The sequence below is a fragment of the Bradyrhizobium valentinum genome (assembly GCF_001440405.1).
Taxonomy (GTDB): domain Bacteria; phylum Pseudomonadota; class Alphaproteobacteria; order Rhizobiales; family Xanthobacteraceae; genus Bradyrhizobium; species Bradyrhizobium valentinum.
On sequence record NZ_LLXX01000234.1, the window covers coordinates 1 to 14,357 of the forward strand.

Here is a 14,357-nt window from a genome sequence, read left to right on the forward strand (position 1 = left end):
TCCTACCTCTAGTACCGCTGCACGGTGATTATGACTCATTGGCCGAGGCGTTTGGGACCCGCCTGCCAAGGCGGTAGGCGCGGCCATTTGGGCACGAGCTTTCGCGGTTGTGAATCTGATGCGGGCGCGTGATGCGTTGCGCTGTCGCTCGCAAGCAGCGATCTCGGATACGAGTTGTTGGCGGTTGGCGATGCGCCTGTCCAGACACTGGCTGCGCAGCACGCCAATCTCGATCTCCACGATATCTTCTTGTCACTGCAACCAAATGATCAATGACCTCCGTATATCCTTGAGGCCAGCCGCACCCTGTTGACGTCCTGGCAATTGCACCGGGCCGCAGCTTCGCGTCAGTACCGGACATCCCGCCCAGTAGCGCCAGACGACCGCTCGCCATCCATTTCGGGCGATCAATTCGCTGGGGGGAATGACCGCTTCGATTCAAAGTCGGAACTTGGCTCGCTTGAACGGCATGTCCGTTCTACCCCCAACAGCGGACCTCATCAGACCGGCCCGCTTGGTCCGGTTCGTGCCAATACCGGACCTTTGCTTGTTCACTCAATTACCTTGTCGGCACTCGCGACGAGCGCAGGAGGTACGGAAAGCCCCAGCTGCTTGGCCGTGTTGAGATTGATGGACAACTCGAATCTGGTCACTTGGTAGATCGGGATGTCGCCGGGCTTTGCTCCTCGGAGAATTGCGTCGATGTTGTTGGCGACGCGCCTATACAATTCGATCAGATCGAAGGAATAGGCCATTAAGCCCCCGGCCTCGACGGGATGAGGATGCGTAAAAATCGCCGGAAGCTTCGCGTCGCCGAGCAACTTAGCGATCAAAGTGCTGTTTTGATCGACCTCAGGCGAATCGAGGACCATGACCGCATCTGCACCGTCGCGGGAGATGCTCTCGATCGCCGCCTGATAGCCTGCTTCGCTGGTACCAAATTCCAGTAAAGACACCGCGAGAGGGAGGCCTGCCGTTTCGGCAGCTGCGCGGAAAGCGCCTGCGTTCGACCCATTCCATTGAAATCGAAGGGCGAGACAGCCAAGTTTCGACATCGTCGGAACCATCTCGCGCAATAGTGCAATCCGCTTCCCATGAATGGATGGACCGACGTCGACGCTAACTCCCGAGAAATTGCCGCCCGGATGAGCCAGACTCTCGGCGATCCCTTGCCTAACAGGATCGCCAGTTATCACCACGATTGGAATACGCGATGTCAGCTTTTTGAAGATGACTGCGCCAGGGCCAATGACAAGGATGACATCTGGGTTACTCCGAACGATTTCCGTCGCCAGGGCTTCGAGGCCGGACGTGTTCTGCTCTCGGCCGTAACTTTCGACCTTGAGGTTTTGTCCCTCGATCCACCTTAACCGCCGAAGTTCAGCGAATAGAGCTGGGGAAACTTTGCTTTCGCTATGCTCATGCAAGTCCGCGCTCGGCTGTGATGGGCTGAAGATAGCAAGACGTTTCTTATTGGTGCTCTGCTGTGCTACCGCAGCAAGCGGCCGTACGACCGCCGCACCGCCAAGAAGCCTGATGAAATCGCGCCGTCTCATGCAGCCCTCCAAGGAGGCTCAGGACCACGCAACGCAGGTCGAAGCATACCACATCGCGGCAGGGGAGTCCGGGGTGTTGGAGGCGCAAGATGTCGAGCGCGGCAATCCGCTATTCTGCGTTGCGCCATGGCCGCTAAGGGGCATTCGCTTCGTTCTGACGTGCGCTTGCGACTTCCGGTCTAACCCCTTAAGCGGACAATTTGCGAACCGCTCAGTATGTCTCAAGAGAGTGCCAATAGGAGACTCGTGCGCCGCAGCAAACGGCGTCTCTATTCGACCACCTCGTCGGCGCGGGCGAGAAGCGACGGCGGCACTTCGAGGCCAAGCGCTTTGGCGGTCTTCACATTGATTACCAGCTCGAACTTGGTGGGGGCTTCAACCGGCAGGTCGGACGGCTTTGCACCCCGCAATATGCGATCAACATATGCGGCGGCTCGGCGAAACGACTCGCTCCTGTCGACTCCGTAGGACACCAATCCGCCATCGGTAACGAAGAATCGGAAGAAATAGATTGCGGGTAGACGATGTTGCGCCGCCAACCCGATGATCACCTTCCGGTTCACGACACTGAAACCGTCGGATAGAACAACAAGACCACCGTTCGGATCGCGGGCGAATGATTTGACCGCAGGTTCCACGTCGTCGACGGCATGCACAGGCATAGCGATCGGCTGCATGCCGAGCGCCGCTGCCGCAGCCTCGATGGGACGCGAATAAAACGACCCGCCGCCAGGAGAGGTCTGCGGATTGAACAGGAGCGCGACCCGGCTGACGGCGGGAGCAATCTCTCTGAGAATCTCCAGCCACTTTCCCCCCAGGCTTGGTTCGAAATTGGTGAGGCCGGTCATATGGCCTCCGGGTCTTGCCAGGCTCGCGACGAAACCCTCGCCGATCGGATCGGAAACCTGTGCGAAGACAGTCGGGATGGACTTGGTCTCCCGCCACAGGGCCACCGATGCCGGCGTACTGGAGGTAAAGAGGACATCCGGCGCCAAGCCTAAGAGTTCTTTCGCGAAGACGTGCATGCGCTCGACATCGCCAGCGGCGTAGCGATGGTCGATTTGGATATTGCGTTCCTCGGTCCATCCAAACGATGCAAGCCCCTGCACAAACTGCGCGATACTGGCACGGTACTCCGGGTCGTCTTCGGCATTGATCGTGAGTACGCCGATCCGCCGCATCCGCTCGCCTTGCTGCGCGCGCGCCGCGATCGGCCACGCCGCCGCCACGCCGATGAGCGCAACAAATTCTCGCCGCCTCATAGGCTTCCCCTCTTGCAGAGAGAGTTCCAGCGAGCAGAGGCTATCACACTAGGGCGACGTCTGTTGTGCGTCAGAGCAAATTTGGCGGCCAAACGTCTCAGTTGGGTCAATCTCGTCATCCCGACCATGCGCCAGTCACTTCCGGTCTACCCCTGAGAGCAGATATTCTCTGAGCCGGTCGGCATGTCTCAAAGGGTGCCAACTCCGGACTCATGCACCGAACTACGCCCTCATTGGATCACGTCGTCGGCGCGGCTAACGCATGCGACGGGAGGTGGAGCGCTGTCACTGTCTCCAAATTGATTGCTGCCGCACTCGCCGCGGGCAAGCACGTCGCCGCGCTGCCAAGGAATGAGATGAATTCCTTTCGTCGCATGCGCCCTCCCCCTCAGAGGACCACGCCTGTGGCATAGAGAGCTTAGCAGCTTGGTGGTTGGCCGCCAGGGATTGTAGCTTTCGGTAACTCTCAGCTGGGCGAGCAACCTCGGGTTCCGTTACCGCCTGCCGGCTCCCGGTCCGCAGGCTGAGACAAGCTGCAGCATTGCTGCTAGATTTGAGCAATGAGCATCTCCCTCCACCCGGATACGCCACGGGGTCGGACGCTAGCGGGATCGCCGGTAGCGAGCGCGGGATTGGGAGCGGTTTCATCCGGCGCGAGGAACCGCAGCGGGCTCTTCATCAAGTACGTTGCGCTGTTTGTCGCCGTCGTTGGCGTCGCGCTGCTCGCCAACGGAAGTTTCGAGGTTTTCTTCTATTACCGCGAGCACAAGACCTCGCTGATCCAGATTCAGCACGAACAGGCGGTGGCTGCGGCGGCCAAGATCGGCCGGTTCATCAAGGAAATCGAGAACCAGCTCGGATGGACCACCCAATTACCGTGGTCGGCGGATTCAATCGAACAGCGCCGCTTTGACGCGCTGCGATTGCTGCGTCAGGTGCCGGCGATCACCGAACTCGCGCAGGTGGATTCTTCCGGCAAGGAGCGGCTGCTCGTCTCGCGCTTGGCCATGAACGTGATCGACAGCGGCCTTGACCTTTCAAAGGAGCCGAAATTCACCGAGGCCGTCGCCCACAAGGTCTACTACGGGCCGGTCTACTTCCGCAGGGAATCCGAGCCCTATATGACGTTGGCGGCGGCCGGCATCCGTAAGGACGCCGGCGTCAGCATCGCCGAGGTCAACTTGAAGCTGATCTGGGACGTGGTGTCCCAGATCAAGGTTGGCGAGCACGGCCGCGCTTATGTCGTCGACGCTCAGGGCCGGCTGATTGCGCATCCCGACATCAGCCTTGTGCTGCGCAACACCGACATGTCCAAGCTCGCGCAGGTGCAGGCGGCGCAAGCTGGGCAGGCGGGCGCCACAGCCGACGAGCTGCAGGGCGCGCGCAACATCCAGGGGCAAGAGGTGTTGACCGCATCCGCGCCGATCTTACCGCTCGGTTGGACCATGTTTGTCGAACTGCCGGTCGAGGAAGCCTATGCCCCGCTCTACACCGCCTTGCAGCGGCTAGCGTTCGTGCTGCTTGCGGCATCAGTGTTTGCTGTGCTTGCAGGAATCCTGTTGGCGCGACGCATGGTCGGCCCGATCCAGGCGCTGCGCGCGGGCGCCGCACGCATCGGCGCTGGCGATCTCGGCCAGCGCATCTCAATCAAGACCGGCGACGAACTGGAAAGCCTCGCTGACCAGTTCAACGAAATGGGCGCGCGCTTGCAGGAATCTTATGCCGACCTGGAAAACAAGGTCGAGCAGCGGACCGCAGAATTGCGGAAGTCCCTGCAGCAGCAGACGGCGACCGCGGAAGTGCTCAAGGTAATCAGCCGGTCGGCCTTTGACCTGCAGACGGTGCTCGATACGCTGGTCGAATCTGCCGTACGGCTGTGCGAAGCCGATTTCGCGCTTATCTCCAACCTCGAGGGAGAAGCTTACCGGGTGGTAGCAACCTTTTCCATTACGCCCGAATACAACGCGCTCATTCGAGGTCGCGTTTTGCCCGTTGGGCGTGGGAGCATGACCGGACGGATTGCATCTGAGGGACAGGTCGTCCACATCGCCGACATCGCTTCCGACGAGGAATACTCCATAACCGAGACGGTGACGCTGGAAAAAACTCACACCATGCTCGGCGTGCCTCTACTGCGCGAGGGGGTCGTGGTCGGTACGATCAATCTCGGACGCCAGCGGGTGCAACCCTTTACTGACAGGCAAATCGAGTTGGTTCGGACTCTCGCCGACCAGGCCGTGATCGCGATCGAGAATGTTCGGCTGCTCGATGAGCTTCAGGCGCGAACGGAGGAGCTCGGGCGCTCGGTCCAGGAGCTGAAAGCGCTCGGCGACGTCACGCAGGCGGTGAACTCGACGCTCGATCTCGAAACCGTGCTTGCGACCATCGTCGCCAAGGCGGTGCAGCTCTCGGGTACCGATGCCGGCGCCATCTACGTGTTCGACGAGGCGCAACAGCAATTCCGGCTGAGCGCCACCTACGGAATGGACGAGGCGCTGATTGCAGCGATCCGCGACCAACGGATCGGCGCCGGTGAGAGGCTGATGCAGCAGGCCGCTTCGGTTCGCGGACCCCTGCAGGTTTCCGACCTGCGTCAGGAGCCCTCCTCGCCGACGCTGGAGCTCATCCTACGCGCCGGCTATCGATCGCTGCTGGCTGTGCCGTTGCTCAGCCGCGACACCATCGTCGGCGCCCTGGTGGTACGGCGGCGTGACACCGGCACGTTCGCGGCTGGCAAGATCGACCTCCTGCAGACCTTCGCGGCCCAATCGGTGCTGGCGATCCAGAACGCCAGGCTGTTCCATGAGATCGAGGACAAGAGCCGGCAGCTCGAGATTGCGAGCAAGCACAAATCGCAGTTCCTCGCCAACATGAGTCACGAGCTGCGCACGCCACTCAACGCCATCCTCGGCTACACCGAGCTGATCCTGGACAACATCTATGGTGACATGCCCGACAAGATGCGAGCGGTGCTCGAGCGCGTTCAGAGCAACGGCAAGCACCTTCTTGGTCTGATCAACGACGTCCTTGATCTGTCCAAGATCGAGGCGGGTCAGCTCACCCTGTCGCTGACCGACTACTCACTTAGAGACATCGTACACGCCGTGGTCGTCGCGGTCGAATCGCTCGCGACCGGAAAGGATCTGGCGCTCAATGTTGAAGTCGCCCCGGATCTGCCGATTGGCCGCGGCGATGAGCGTCGCCTCGCGCAGGTGCTGCTCAACCTTGTCGGCAATGCCATCAAGTTTACGGACCGCGGCTCGGTGTCGATCAAGGCTTCGGCAGCGGATGGCACGTTTACGGTCGCCGTTCGTGATACCGGGCCCGGAATTTCGGCAGACCATCAAGTGACGATCTTCGAGGAGTTTGCGCAGGCCGACACATCCTCGACGCGCAAGAAGGGCGGAACGGGGCTCGGCCTGTCGATCGCCAAGCGGATCATCGAACTGCACCACGGGCGGATTTGGGTGGAATCGGTCCTTGGCGAGGGCGCGACATTTTCCTTTATGGTTCCGGTGCGAGTCGAGCAACAGGCGAGGCAACCATGACCAAGCGCATCCTGGTGATCGAAGATCAGGAGGACAACCGGAGAATCCTGCGGGATTTGCTTTCGAGCGTCGGATACGAGCTGATCGAAGCCGAAAATGGCGAGGACGGCGTTGCGGCCGCCGCCGCGAATCGGCCCGATCTCATCCTAATGGATATACAGCTGCCGCTTCTGGACGGCTACGAGGCGACACGCCGGATCAAGGCTCAATCGGCACTCTCCGCAATCCCCATTATCGCGGTGACCTCCTACGCCCTGAGCGGAGACGAAGACAAGGCGCGGGCTGCGGGCTGCGAGGGCTATGTCACCAAGCCCTTTAGTCCGCGTGAGCTGCTCGCCAAGATCCGGGAATATCTGCCCTAACGAGCCGAGCTCCGATGCACCATCCTCCCCGCATTCTAATCGTCGACGACAGCGAGGCGAACCGCGACATTCTCAGCGCACGGCTTGCGCCACACGGCTATGAGCTCATGCAAGCGGCCGACGGAGAGGAAGCGCTCGCTGCCGCGAGAGAAAGGGCCCCGGATCTGATCCTGCTCGACGTCATGATGCCCAAGATCGACGGCATCGAGGTCTGCCGCCGGCTCAAGCAGGATGCCGAGCTGCCGTTCATGCCCATCATTCTGGTGACGGCCAGGGCCGATACCAGGGATGTGGTCACAGGGCTCGAGGCCGGGGCCGACGAATATCTGACCAAGCCGATCGATCAGTCCGCGCTGGTAGCGCGTGTGAAATCGGTCCTGCGCCTCAAGGAACTTCATGACAAGGTGCAGCGGCAGGCGCACGAACTCGCCGACTGGAACCGCACGCTCGAGCAGCGCGTCACGGAGCAAGTCGCCGAGATCGAACGCATGGGCCGGCTCAAGAGCTTCCTGGCGCCGCAGATTGCCGAGATCGTTCTGTCCTCGGGCGAAGAGCTCTTGGACAGCCACCGCCGAGATGTGACCGTGTTGTTCTGTGATCTGCGGGGGTTCACAGCCTTTGCGGAGACGGCCGAGCCGGAGGAGGTAATAGCCATTCTGCGCGAGTACCACGCGGACCTCGGTGGGCTCATTCACGAGTTCGAAGGTACGCTGCACCGCTTTGCCGGCGATGGCATCATGGTCTTGTTCAACGATCCGCTGCCATGTGTCGATCCTGCGCTGCGCGCCGTTAGGCTCGCCGTCGCGATGCGCGACCACGTTGCCGCGCTTGCGACTAACTGGCGCAAGTTGGGTCACGAGCTCGGGTTCGGGGTCGGCATCGCCCACGGCTACGCCACGCTCGGCCGCATCGGTTGCGAGGGCCGGTTCGACTATTCGGCCACCGGCTCGGTCGTCAATCTCGCCGCGCGACTGTGCGCCGAGGCGAAAAACGGACAGATCCTGATCGACAGCAAGGTGTTCGCGGCGATCGAGGAGCTTGCAGAGACCGAGCCTGTCGGCGGGCTCGTGCTCAAGGGCTTTCACCGTCCGATCCAAGCCTTCAATGTGAATGTGTGCGCACTTCACCCGTAAACGAAATTCAAGACTTGGTCGATTGAATCTCCAGACCGTCCGCAACTGTGTCGCTACGCCGATCTGAATCCCCATAGCCCACGCTGCGCCATTTTCATGCCCCTCCCGTGGTTCCCTTGGAGGTTTGCGGACGCCGGCGCCGTGTGTGCGGCACCACCATCATGGGGCCGGCATCCGAAAACCTTCACAAACCCGGAACTGCCGATCTTATTCGATCACCTCGTCGGCCCGGGCGAGTAACGAGGGCGGCACAATGAGGCCGAGCGCTTTGGCAGCCTTCATGTTGATCAGTAGCTCGAATTTGGTCGGCTGCTCTACCGGCAGATCGGAAGGCTTGGCGCCTTTGAGGATCTTGTCGACGGAGCCGCCTGCACGGCGGAACAGATCGGCTATATCGGGGCCGTATACCGACAATCCGCCATTGGCGTAGTGTCGGAAGAAATAGTTTGCGGGCAGATGATACTTCGCCGCGAGCGCGATAATTCGCGGAGCCTGGACAAAGGTCAGAGCATCGCCAACATCAACTATGGCACCGGCGTGCTGGGCCGCGGCCGAGGCAAAGGCGACATCGAGTTCCTCGGCCGTGCTCGCCTCAACTATCGGCAGAGCCATGCCCAGCTGCTGGGCTATGCGCGGCACTTCCTCAGCTAATATCAGCCTGTGAGTTGGGCTGCCCGGATTAACCAGAAGCGCAATTTTCGAGGTGCCAGGAACCAATTCCCGGAGGATTTCTAAACGTTTACCGAGGAAATCTCCAGGTACGGCGGCCGCAAGACCTGTTACGTTGCCACCTGGTCGCGATAGGCTTTGCACGAGGCCAACTCCCACGGGATCGCCCACAGCCACGAATACAATCGGAATGGTAGCGGTTGCCGATTTCAGGGCTACGGCCGCTTGCGGTCCGGCGACGAGGAGCACATCGGGACTGCGAGCAATCAGGTCAGTGACTGAAGCCGGCAGTCGATCCGGGGGTTGGGAAAAACGATACTCGATAATCAGGTTTCTTCCGTCTATCCAGCCGTGGCTTCGCAGCCCATCAAACAACGCAAGCTCAGTTTGATTGAGGGCCTGCCCGCTCCCATCACCTACAGCAAGAAAGCCAAGCCGACGGCGTGTCCCCTGCGCCCACGAACGCCGTGGCGAAACGAGCAGCGCCGCAGCAGATGCTATGAACTCCCGCCGCTTCATTCAATCCTCATCGCAGCTTGAGGATGACGCGGGTGAGACTATCAGATTTCGATAGTCGTCGCACTCAGTGCTGGCGTAGATGCTGCGTCGCAAACGCGGCGCGTAGCGCACAACTGCTATGGGTCAAAAGCGCCGTTTTGAGCGCGCGCGCCGTCTACCCACTTCCGCGTCGGTCGGCATATCTCAAAGTATGCCGGCAACGGACATGCTATTCGATCACCTCGTCGGCGCGCGACAGGAGGGTTGGTGACACCGAAAGGCCGAGAGCCTTCGCTGACTTAACGTTGATAACAAACTCATAAAGTGTGGGCTGTTCAACTGGCAAGTCAGCAGGTCTCTCTCCCTTCAAAATGCGACCAGTGTAGACACCAGCCCGTCGAGATCCGCCAGCAATGCTTGCGCCGTAGCTCATCAGGCCGCCAGCTTTTGTGAACTCGCGATATGGCGAGATACTCGGTATCGCGTGGCGAATGGCCAAGGCGGCCAGCTGTTCGCTCCGTGCATTTAGGAATGTGTCGGCCCCTATCGTAAGTCCACCTACCCGCAGCTCCTTCATCCTTGCAAAGACCAAATCAAAGTCATTCTCGACGCTTGCATACAGCACATGAAGTTCCAGCCCGAGCTTGCGGGCAGCTGCGGGGACATCCCTCAATTGCCTCTGGGCGATCGAGGAATTGTTTGGATTGAGCAGGAGAGCAATAACGGACGCGGCGGGAGCGAGCTCGTGCAGCAATTCCAGCTGCTTGGATCCTAACTCGGCCCCCATGGTGGTCACACCGGTGACATTGCCGCCGGGTCGGCTAAAGCTCTCAACTAGACCATTTTCCACAGGGTCTCTTGCCATGCGAAATACGACAGGAATCGTCACGGTCGCATTCTTTGCAGCCAGGGCCGATGCTGTGCCTCCGAGGGCCACCAAAACCGATACTTGCCGCTGAACTAAGTCGGCTGCAAGCGCAGGCAATCGCTCATGGTGACCCTCTGCCCAGCGATACTCGATCACGACGTTCCGACCTTCCACATAGCCAGTTTCGTTGAGCCCTTGCCGAAACGCCGCCAAACGGTCAGCCCAAAGGGCCGGCGTCTCGCTGCCCAGAAATCCGATCACAGGCATCGCCGTCTGTTGCGCGCGCGCGACGCCGGGCAGCAAAGCCCAGGTGCCTCCGAGCAGCGAGATAAATTCGCGCCGATGCATCCTTCCTCCGCCAGCAAGCATAGCGTTGCGCATCCGAGCGACAAGCAGGAAACGACGACGCGTTTGGCCGGTTTGCTGCGACCCGATGTCCCGAGTTTTGCAACACAATCCCCCTGCAAACGGACATCGTCAGGGCCGGTCGCCATGTCTGCCAGATGCGGACTCATGCGTTGCAGTAATGAGCCGCTTCATTCAATCACCTCGTCGGCGCGGCCGAGTAATGAAGGCGGTACCGTGAGCCCGAGGACCTTGGCGGTTTTGAGGTTGATTACAAGTTCGAATTTCACAGGTTGCTCGATAGGCAAATCTGCCGGCTTCTCCCCGTTTAAGACCTTTTGCACATAGCCCGCCAGACGTTTGGCCTCAAAAATCCGACTCGGCCCGTAGGACAGCAACGCACCGCTGTCTGCGAATTCCCGCCACGACGCAATCACCGGAAGACGACGCTCTTGGCCGTGTTGTGCGATTTTAGCGGCAACAATGCCAGTAAGGCGCGACGAGATGACGAGCAGGCCATCGGCGCCACTTGCACCCACCCCCTGCAGCGCTACATCAAGATCGGCGATCTTGTTTATCGGATGGGTCGTTAGCTCAAGGCCGAGCGATTCGGCTCCGCGCCGTGCAAAAGTCACTTCGTCATCGAAATGCTGCGGATTGAATATCACCGCAACCTTCCTGACGTTGGGCGCCACTTCCTTGAGCAGTTCCATCCGCTTCGCCGCCATTTCATCCGTAAGAAACGTGATCCCAGTGAAGTTCTTGCTTGGTCGAGCAAGAGACACGGCAATTCCCGACCGGATAGGGCTATCGCTAACGCCACCGACGATGGGTATGCGACCTTTACTTGCCTCAAACAGTGGCTTGATAACGTCACCGCCAACAGCGAGCAGAAGGTTGGGCCTTTGCGCGACAAGTTCGGTGGCCAGTTCCGCAAGTCGATCCGGCATACCGTTGGCATAGCGGAAGACGATTTCGATGCTGCGGCCATCGAGAAGTCCGGCCTGTGCGAGTGCGTCCTTCAACGACTGATCGACTGGTCCCAGTTTCTTGGCGTCGCCAAATACTAACCACCCAATCCGGGGCAGCGATTTCTGCGCACGCACGGCAAGCGGCCAAGCTGCCACCATGCCGCCAAGAACTGCTATGAACTCGCGCCGCTGCATCCGGACACGCTCATTTAGTTCAACCCACAATCTAATCTAACACCTTGCGAATGGGCGGCGAATGAAAAATGGTAAGCAAACGGCATGAAACGGCATCAGGACCTAATGCCTCAAATGGGTCATTAGCTCGTTCTGACCATCATCCGACCACATCCGGTCTACCCCGATAAACGGACATCGTCAGACCGGGCCGGCCGGTCCGGTTCGTGCGGATATGTTGCAAAAGTCGAAAATCGAACAACGCTAACATTCTCGCGAAAGTTGATCTTTGGACCTCTCTGCTGCTGCGTCGCTTTTCAACGCCACTTACGGAGGTCCGTGATCGATTTTGGATTAAACGATAAGTTCCCTCACGTCGCCGCGCGCAAAACGCATTAGCAGCTCTAAGAGTTTTCATTCGCCACCCCAAAAAGACTTTTGCAACAATGCCAGAAGCAGACTCGTGAAATGCAGCAATCCGCCCTACTCGATCACCCCGTAGCCGCCCGCCAGAACTGGCCGTCGAAATTCGGTTCGTATGCCATGAGACTGCTGGTGGCCCGTCTCATTCGATCGTTCGGCTCGCACCTAGCAAGATCGATGTCGGGATCTCGATGTCCAGCGCCTTCGCCGTTCTGACATTCACTACGAGTTCGAACTTGGTCGGCTGCTCGACCGGAGGATTTGCAGGGCTTTCGCCCCGGAATATCCGGTCAGCGTAGGTCGCAAGTCGCAAATAGGTCGCTCGCTGGTTGGCTCCGTAACTCAAGAGCCCACCGGCATCGCAGTACTCGCTCCAACCGAACATCGATGGCAGCTTTTGATCGATGGCAAATTGCGCAACCCTGACTCGATGCACCATAGTGGCGCCTTCTGGGAACACTAGCATCGCGTCCGCGCGTGCACTGCTGACTGTGGCTAGCGCTTTGTCCAATTCCCCCGCGCCCACGAACGGAACGTAGATCAGATTGATGCTTAGCTTTTGGGCTGCCTGTTGGGTGGCATGCCATTCCGCTGGCTCACCGGGATGATCGGTATTTGACAGCACAGCGAGCTTCCGCAATTTCGGAAATATATCTTTCAACAAATCGACTCGCTTTGCGGCGAGATCGAGTGACAGGAACGTAATGCCCGTAAAATTGCTCCCCGGCCGGGCGAGGCTTTCGACGAGACCGAGTTGCACCGGATCGCCGCTAATGGCAAAAAGAACGGGAACTTCAGTTACCGCCCTCATTGCTCGAGTGGCGGGTCCGCTCGACACCACAAGGTCCACCTTGCCGCGAGCCAATTCGGCCAAGACCGGACGAAGTGCGTCGGGATTGCCGGGCGAATAACGCAGTTCCAGCAATACGTCCTTGCCTTCGACATATCCGCGCTCACGCAAACCTTCGCGAAATCCATCAACGAAAGGATCGGGTTGCGATTCAGTCGAAACCCAGAAGACGCGGCGAATCCTGGCCGTCTGTTGTGCCCTTGCGGCGAGCGGCCACGTAAAGGCTGTACTGCCAATCAGAGTAAGGACGTCGCGTCGTCTCATGGCCTTTTCATGCATGTGATCACGCAAAATGCCAGTACCAACAAATCAACCACAAAACTGGTGAGTGTCAGAATAACTCATTCTAAGGACATGCCCAATGAGATGGGTCAATCGCGTCGTCTTGGTCACGGATCAATCACTTCCGGTCTACCCCAATAAATAGACATTCTCAGCATCTGTCGGACTGTCTCAAACGTGACATAACCGGACCTTTGCTTGTTCACTCAATTACCTTATCGGCACTCACGAGGAGCCCAGGAGGTACGGAAAGATCCAGCTGCTTGGCTGTCTTGAGGTTGATGGACAACTCAAATTTGGTTACTTGGTAGATCGGGATTTCACCGGGCTTTGCTCCTCGGAGAATTGCGTCGATATTATTGGCCGCGCGCTTATGCAATTCGATCAGATCGAAGGAATAGGCCATTAAGCCCCCAGCCTCGACGGATTCGGTAAACGTGAAAATCGCCGGAAGCTTCGCGTCGCCGAGCAGCTTGGCGATCAAAGTGCTGTCTTGAAGGACCTGAGGCGAATCGAGGACCATGACCGCATTTGCACCGTCGCGGGAGATGCTCTCGACCGCTGCCCGATAGTCTGCTTCGCTGGTACTAAATTCCAGTAAAGACACCGCGAGAGGGAGGCCCGCCATTTCGGCAGCTGCGCGGAAAGCGCCTGAACTCGACCCATTCCATGAGAATCGAAGAGCGAGACAGCCAAGTTTCGACATCGTCGGAACCATCTCGCGCAACAGTGCAATCCGTTTTCCATGAATGGACAGACCGGCGTCGATGCTGGCTCCCGTGAAATTGCCGCCCGGGTGAGCCAGACTTTCGGCGAGCCCTTGCTTAACGGGGTCGCCAGTTATCACTACGATCGGAATATGCGATGTTAGCTTTTTGAAGATGACTGCGCCAGGGCCAACGACGTGGATGACATCCGGGTTGCTCCGAACGATTTCCGTCGCAAGGGCTTCGGGGCCGGACGCATTTTGCTCTCGGCCGTAACTTTCGACCTTGAGGTTCTGTCCCTCGATCCACCCCATCCGCCGAAGCTCCGCGAAAAAGGCTCGGGACTTTTTGCTTTCGCTATGGTCATGCAAGTCCGCGCTTGGCTCTGCTGGGCTGAAGATAGCAAGACGCTTGCTATTGGTGCTCTGCTGTGCCGCCACAGCGAGCGGCCATGCCACCGCCGCACCGCCAAGAAGACCGATGAAATCGCGCCGTCTCATGCAGCCCTCCAAGGAGGCTCAGGACCACGCTAAATGCAGGTCGAAGCATACCACATCGCGGCATGGGAGTCCGGGGAGTTGGAGGCGCAAGATGTCGAGCGCGGCAACCCGCTATTCTGCGTTTCGCCATAACCGTTAGGGTCAATCGCGTCACTTTGGCTGTCGGCCGACTACTTCCGGTCTTCCCCCCGTAAAGCGACGTCGTCAGG

At 59.2% G+C, this 14,357-nt stretch carries 10 protein-coding genes and 1 pseudogene; 3 read left to right on the forward strand and 8 right to left on the reverse strand.

Going from position 1 to position 14,357, the window contains the following annotated elements:
• Positions 1 to 81 precede the first annotated feature (81 nt).
• The 3 genes and pseudogenes from CP49_RS45620 to CP49_RS40230 all read right to left on the reverse strand — a co-directional run.
• Positions 82 to 246: pseudogene (locus CP49_RS45620) on the reverse strand (IS630 family transposase); the annotation flags it as partial.
• 305 nt (positions 247 to 551) lie between these two features.
• On the reverse strand, positions 552 to 1,556 hold the full coding sequence (locus tag CP49_RS44045) for an ABC transporter substrate-binding protein (protein ID WP_082646479.1): 1,005 nt from the start codon (positions 1,554 to 1,556) through the stop codon (positions 552 to 554).
• Positions 1,557 to 1,825: 269 nt separating this feature from the next.
• Positions 1,826 to 2,818 carry an ABC transporter substrate-binding protein gene (locus CP49_RS40230; RefSeq protein WP_057855621.1) on the reverse strand — a complete coding sequence of 331 codons (993 nt, stop codon included), beginning with the start codon at positions 2,816 to 2,818 and terminating at the stop codon, positions 1,826 to 1,828.
• Positions 2,819 to 3,378: 560 nt separating this feature from the next.
• Here CP49_RS40230 and CP49_RS44050 point away from each other — a divergent pair.
• Genes CP49_RS44050 through CP49_RS40245 form a run of 3 tightly spaced genes read left to right on the forward strand, consistent with a single transcriptional unit; the run spans position 3,379 to position 7,861 of the window.
• Positions 3,379 to 6,366, forward strand: a complete 2,988-nt coding sequence (locus CP49_RS44050; protein ID WP_082646480.1) for a GAF domain-containing protein — start codon at positions 3,379 to 3,381, stop codon at positions 6,364 to 6,366.
• Positions 6,363 to 6,728: a response regulator gene (locus CP49_RS40240; protein ID WP_057855622.1), complete on the forward strand. Its 366-nt coding sequence runs from the start codon at positions 6,363 to 6,365 to the stop codon at positions 6,726 to 6,728. The genes CP49_RS44050 and CP49_RS40240 overlap by 4 nt, the downstream gene beginning before the upstream one ends.
• A gap of 14 nt (positions 6,729 to 6,742) precedes the next feature.
• On the forward strand, positions 6,743 to 7,861 hold the full coding sequence (locus CP49_RS40245; RefSeq protein WP_057855623.1) for a response regulator: 1,119 nt from the start codon (positions 6,743 to 6,745) through the stop codon (positions 7,859 to 7,861).
• A gap of 207 nt (positions 7,862 to 8,068) precedes the next feature.
• On the opposite strand, the gene CP49_RS40250 is transcribed toward CP49_RS40245, so the two are convergent.
• The 5 genes from CP49_RS40250 to CP49_RS40270 all read right to left on the reverse strand — a co-directional run bounded on the left by CP49_RS40250 (position 8,069) and on the right by CP49_RS40270 (position 14,148).
• Positions 8,069 to 9,049, reverse strand: coding sequence for an ABC transporter substrate-binding protein (locus tag CP49_RS40250; protein WP_057855624.1), 981 nt, complete (start codon positions 9,047 to 9,049; stop codon positions 8,069 to 8,071).
• A gap of 208 nt (positions 9,050 to 9,257) precedes the next feature.
• Positions 9,258 to 10,244 carry an ABC transporter substrate-binding protein gene (locus CP49_RS40255; protein ID WP_057855650.1) on the reverse strand — a complete coding sequence of 329 codons (987 nt, stop codon included), beginning with the start codon at positions 10,242 to 10,244 and terminating at the stop codon, positions 9,258 to 9,260.
• 188 nt (positions 10,245 to 10,432) lie between these two features.
• On the reverse strand, positions 10,433 to 11,407 hold the full coding sequence (locus tag CP49_RS40260; protein WP_057855625.1) for an ABC transporter substrate-binding protein: 975 nt from the start codon (positions 11,405 to 11,407) through the stop codon (positions 10,433 to 10,435).
• 544 nt (positions 11,408 to 11,951) lie between these two features.
• The gene (locus tag CP49_RS40265) at positions 11,952 to 12,923 is read right to left on the reverse strand and encodes an ABC transporter substrate-binding protein (protein WP_057855651.1); all 972 of its coding nucleotides are present in this window, start codon (positions 12,921 to 12,923) and stop codon (positions 11,952 to 11,954) included.
• 220 nt (positions 12,924 to 13,143) lie between these two features.
• Positions 13,144 to 14,148, reverse strand: coding sequence for an ABC transporter substrate-binding protein (locus tag CP49_RS40270; protein ID WP_057855626.1), 1,005 nt, complete (start codon positions 14,146 to 14,148; stop codon positions 13,144 to 13,146).
• Between the last annotated feature and the right edge of the window lie 209 nt (positions 14,149 to 14,357).

Excerpts from the sequence above, each read along its gene's own strand:
- CP49_RS44045 (WP_082646479.1), bottom strand. The coding sequence starts at position 1,556 with ATGAGACGGCGCGATTTCATCAGGCTTCTTGGCGGTGCGGCGGTCGTA.
- CP49_RS40230 (WP_057855621.1), bottom strand. The coding sequence starts at position 2,818 with ATGAGGCGGCGAGAATTTGTTGCGCTCATCGGCGTGGCGGCGGCGTGG.
- CP49_RS44050 (WP_082646480.1), top strand. The coding sequence starts at position 3,379 with ATGAGCATCTCCCTCCACCCGGATACGCCACGGGGTCGGACGCTAGCG.
- CP49_RS40240 (WP_057855622.1), top strand. The coding sequence starts at position 6,363 with ATGACCAAGCGCATCCTGGTGATCGAAGATCAGGAGGACAACCGGAGA.
- CP49_RS40245 (WP_057855623.1), top strand. The coding sequence starts at position 6,743 with ATGCACCATCCTCCCCGCATTCTAATCGTCGACGACAGCGAGGCGAAC.
- CP49_RS40250 (WP_057855624.1), bottom strand. The coding sequence starts at position 9,049 with ATGAAGCGGCGGGAGTTCATAGCATCTGCTGCGGCGCTGCTCGTTTCG.
- CP49_RS40255 (WP_057855650.1), bottom strand. The coding sequence starts at position 10,244 with ATGCATCGGCGCGAATTTATCTCGCTGCTCGGAGGCACCTGGGCTTTG.
- CP49_RS40260 (WP_057855625.1), bottom strand. The coding sequence starts at position 11,407 with ATGCAGCGGCGCGAGTTCATAGCAGTTCTTGGCGGCATGGTGGCAGCT.
- CP49_RS40265 (WP_057855651.1), bottom strand. The coding sequence starts at position 12,923 with ATGAGACGACGCGACGTCCTTACTCTGATTGGCAGTACAGCCTTTACG.
- CP49_RS40270 (WP_057855626.1), bottom strand. The coding sequence starts at position 14,148 with ATGAGACGGCGCGATTTCATCGGTCTTCTTGGCGGTGCGGCGGTGGCA.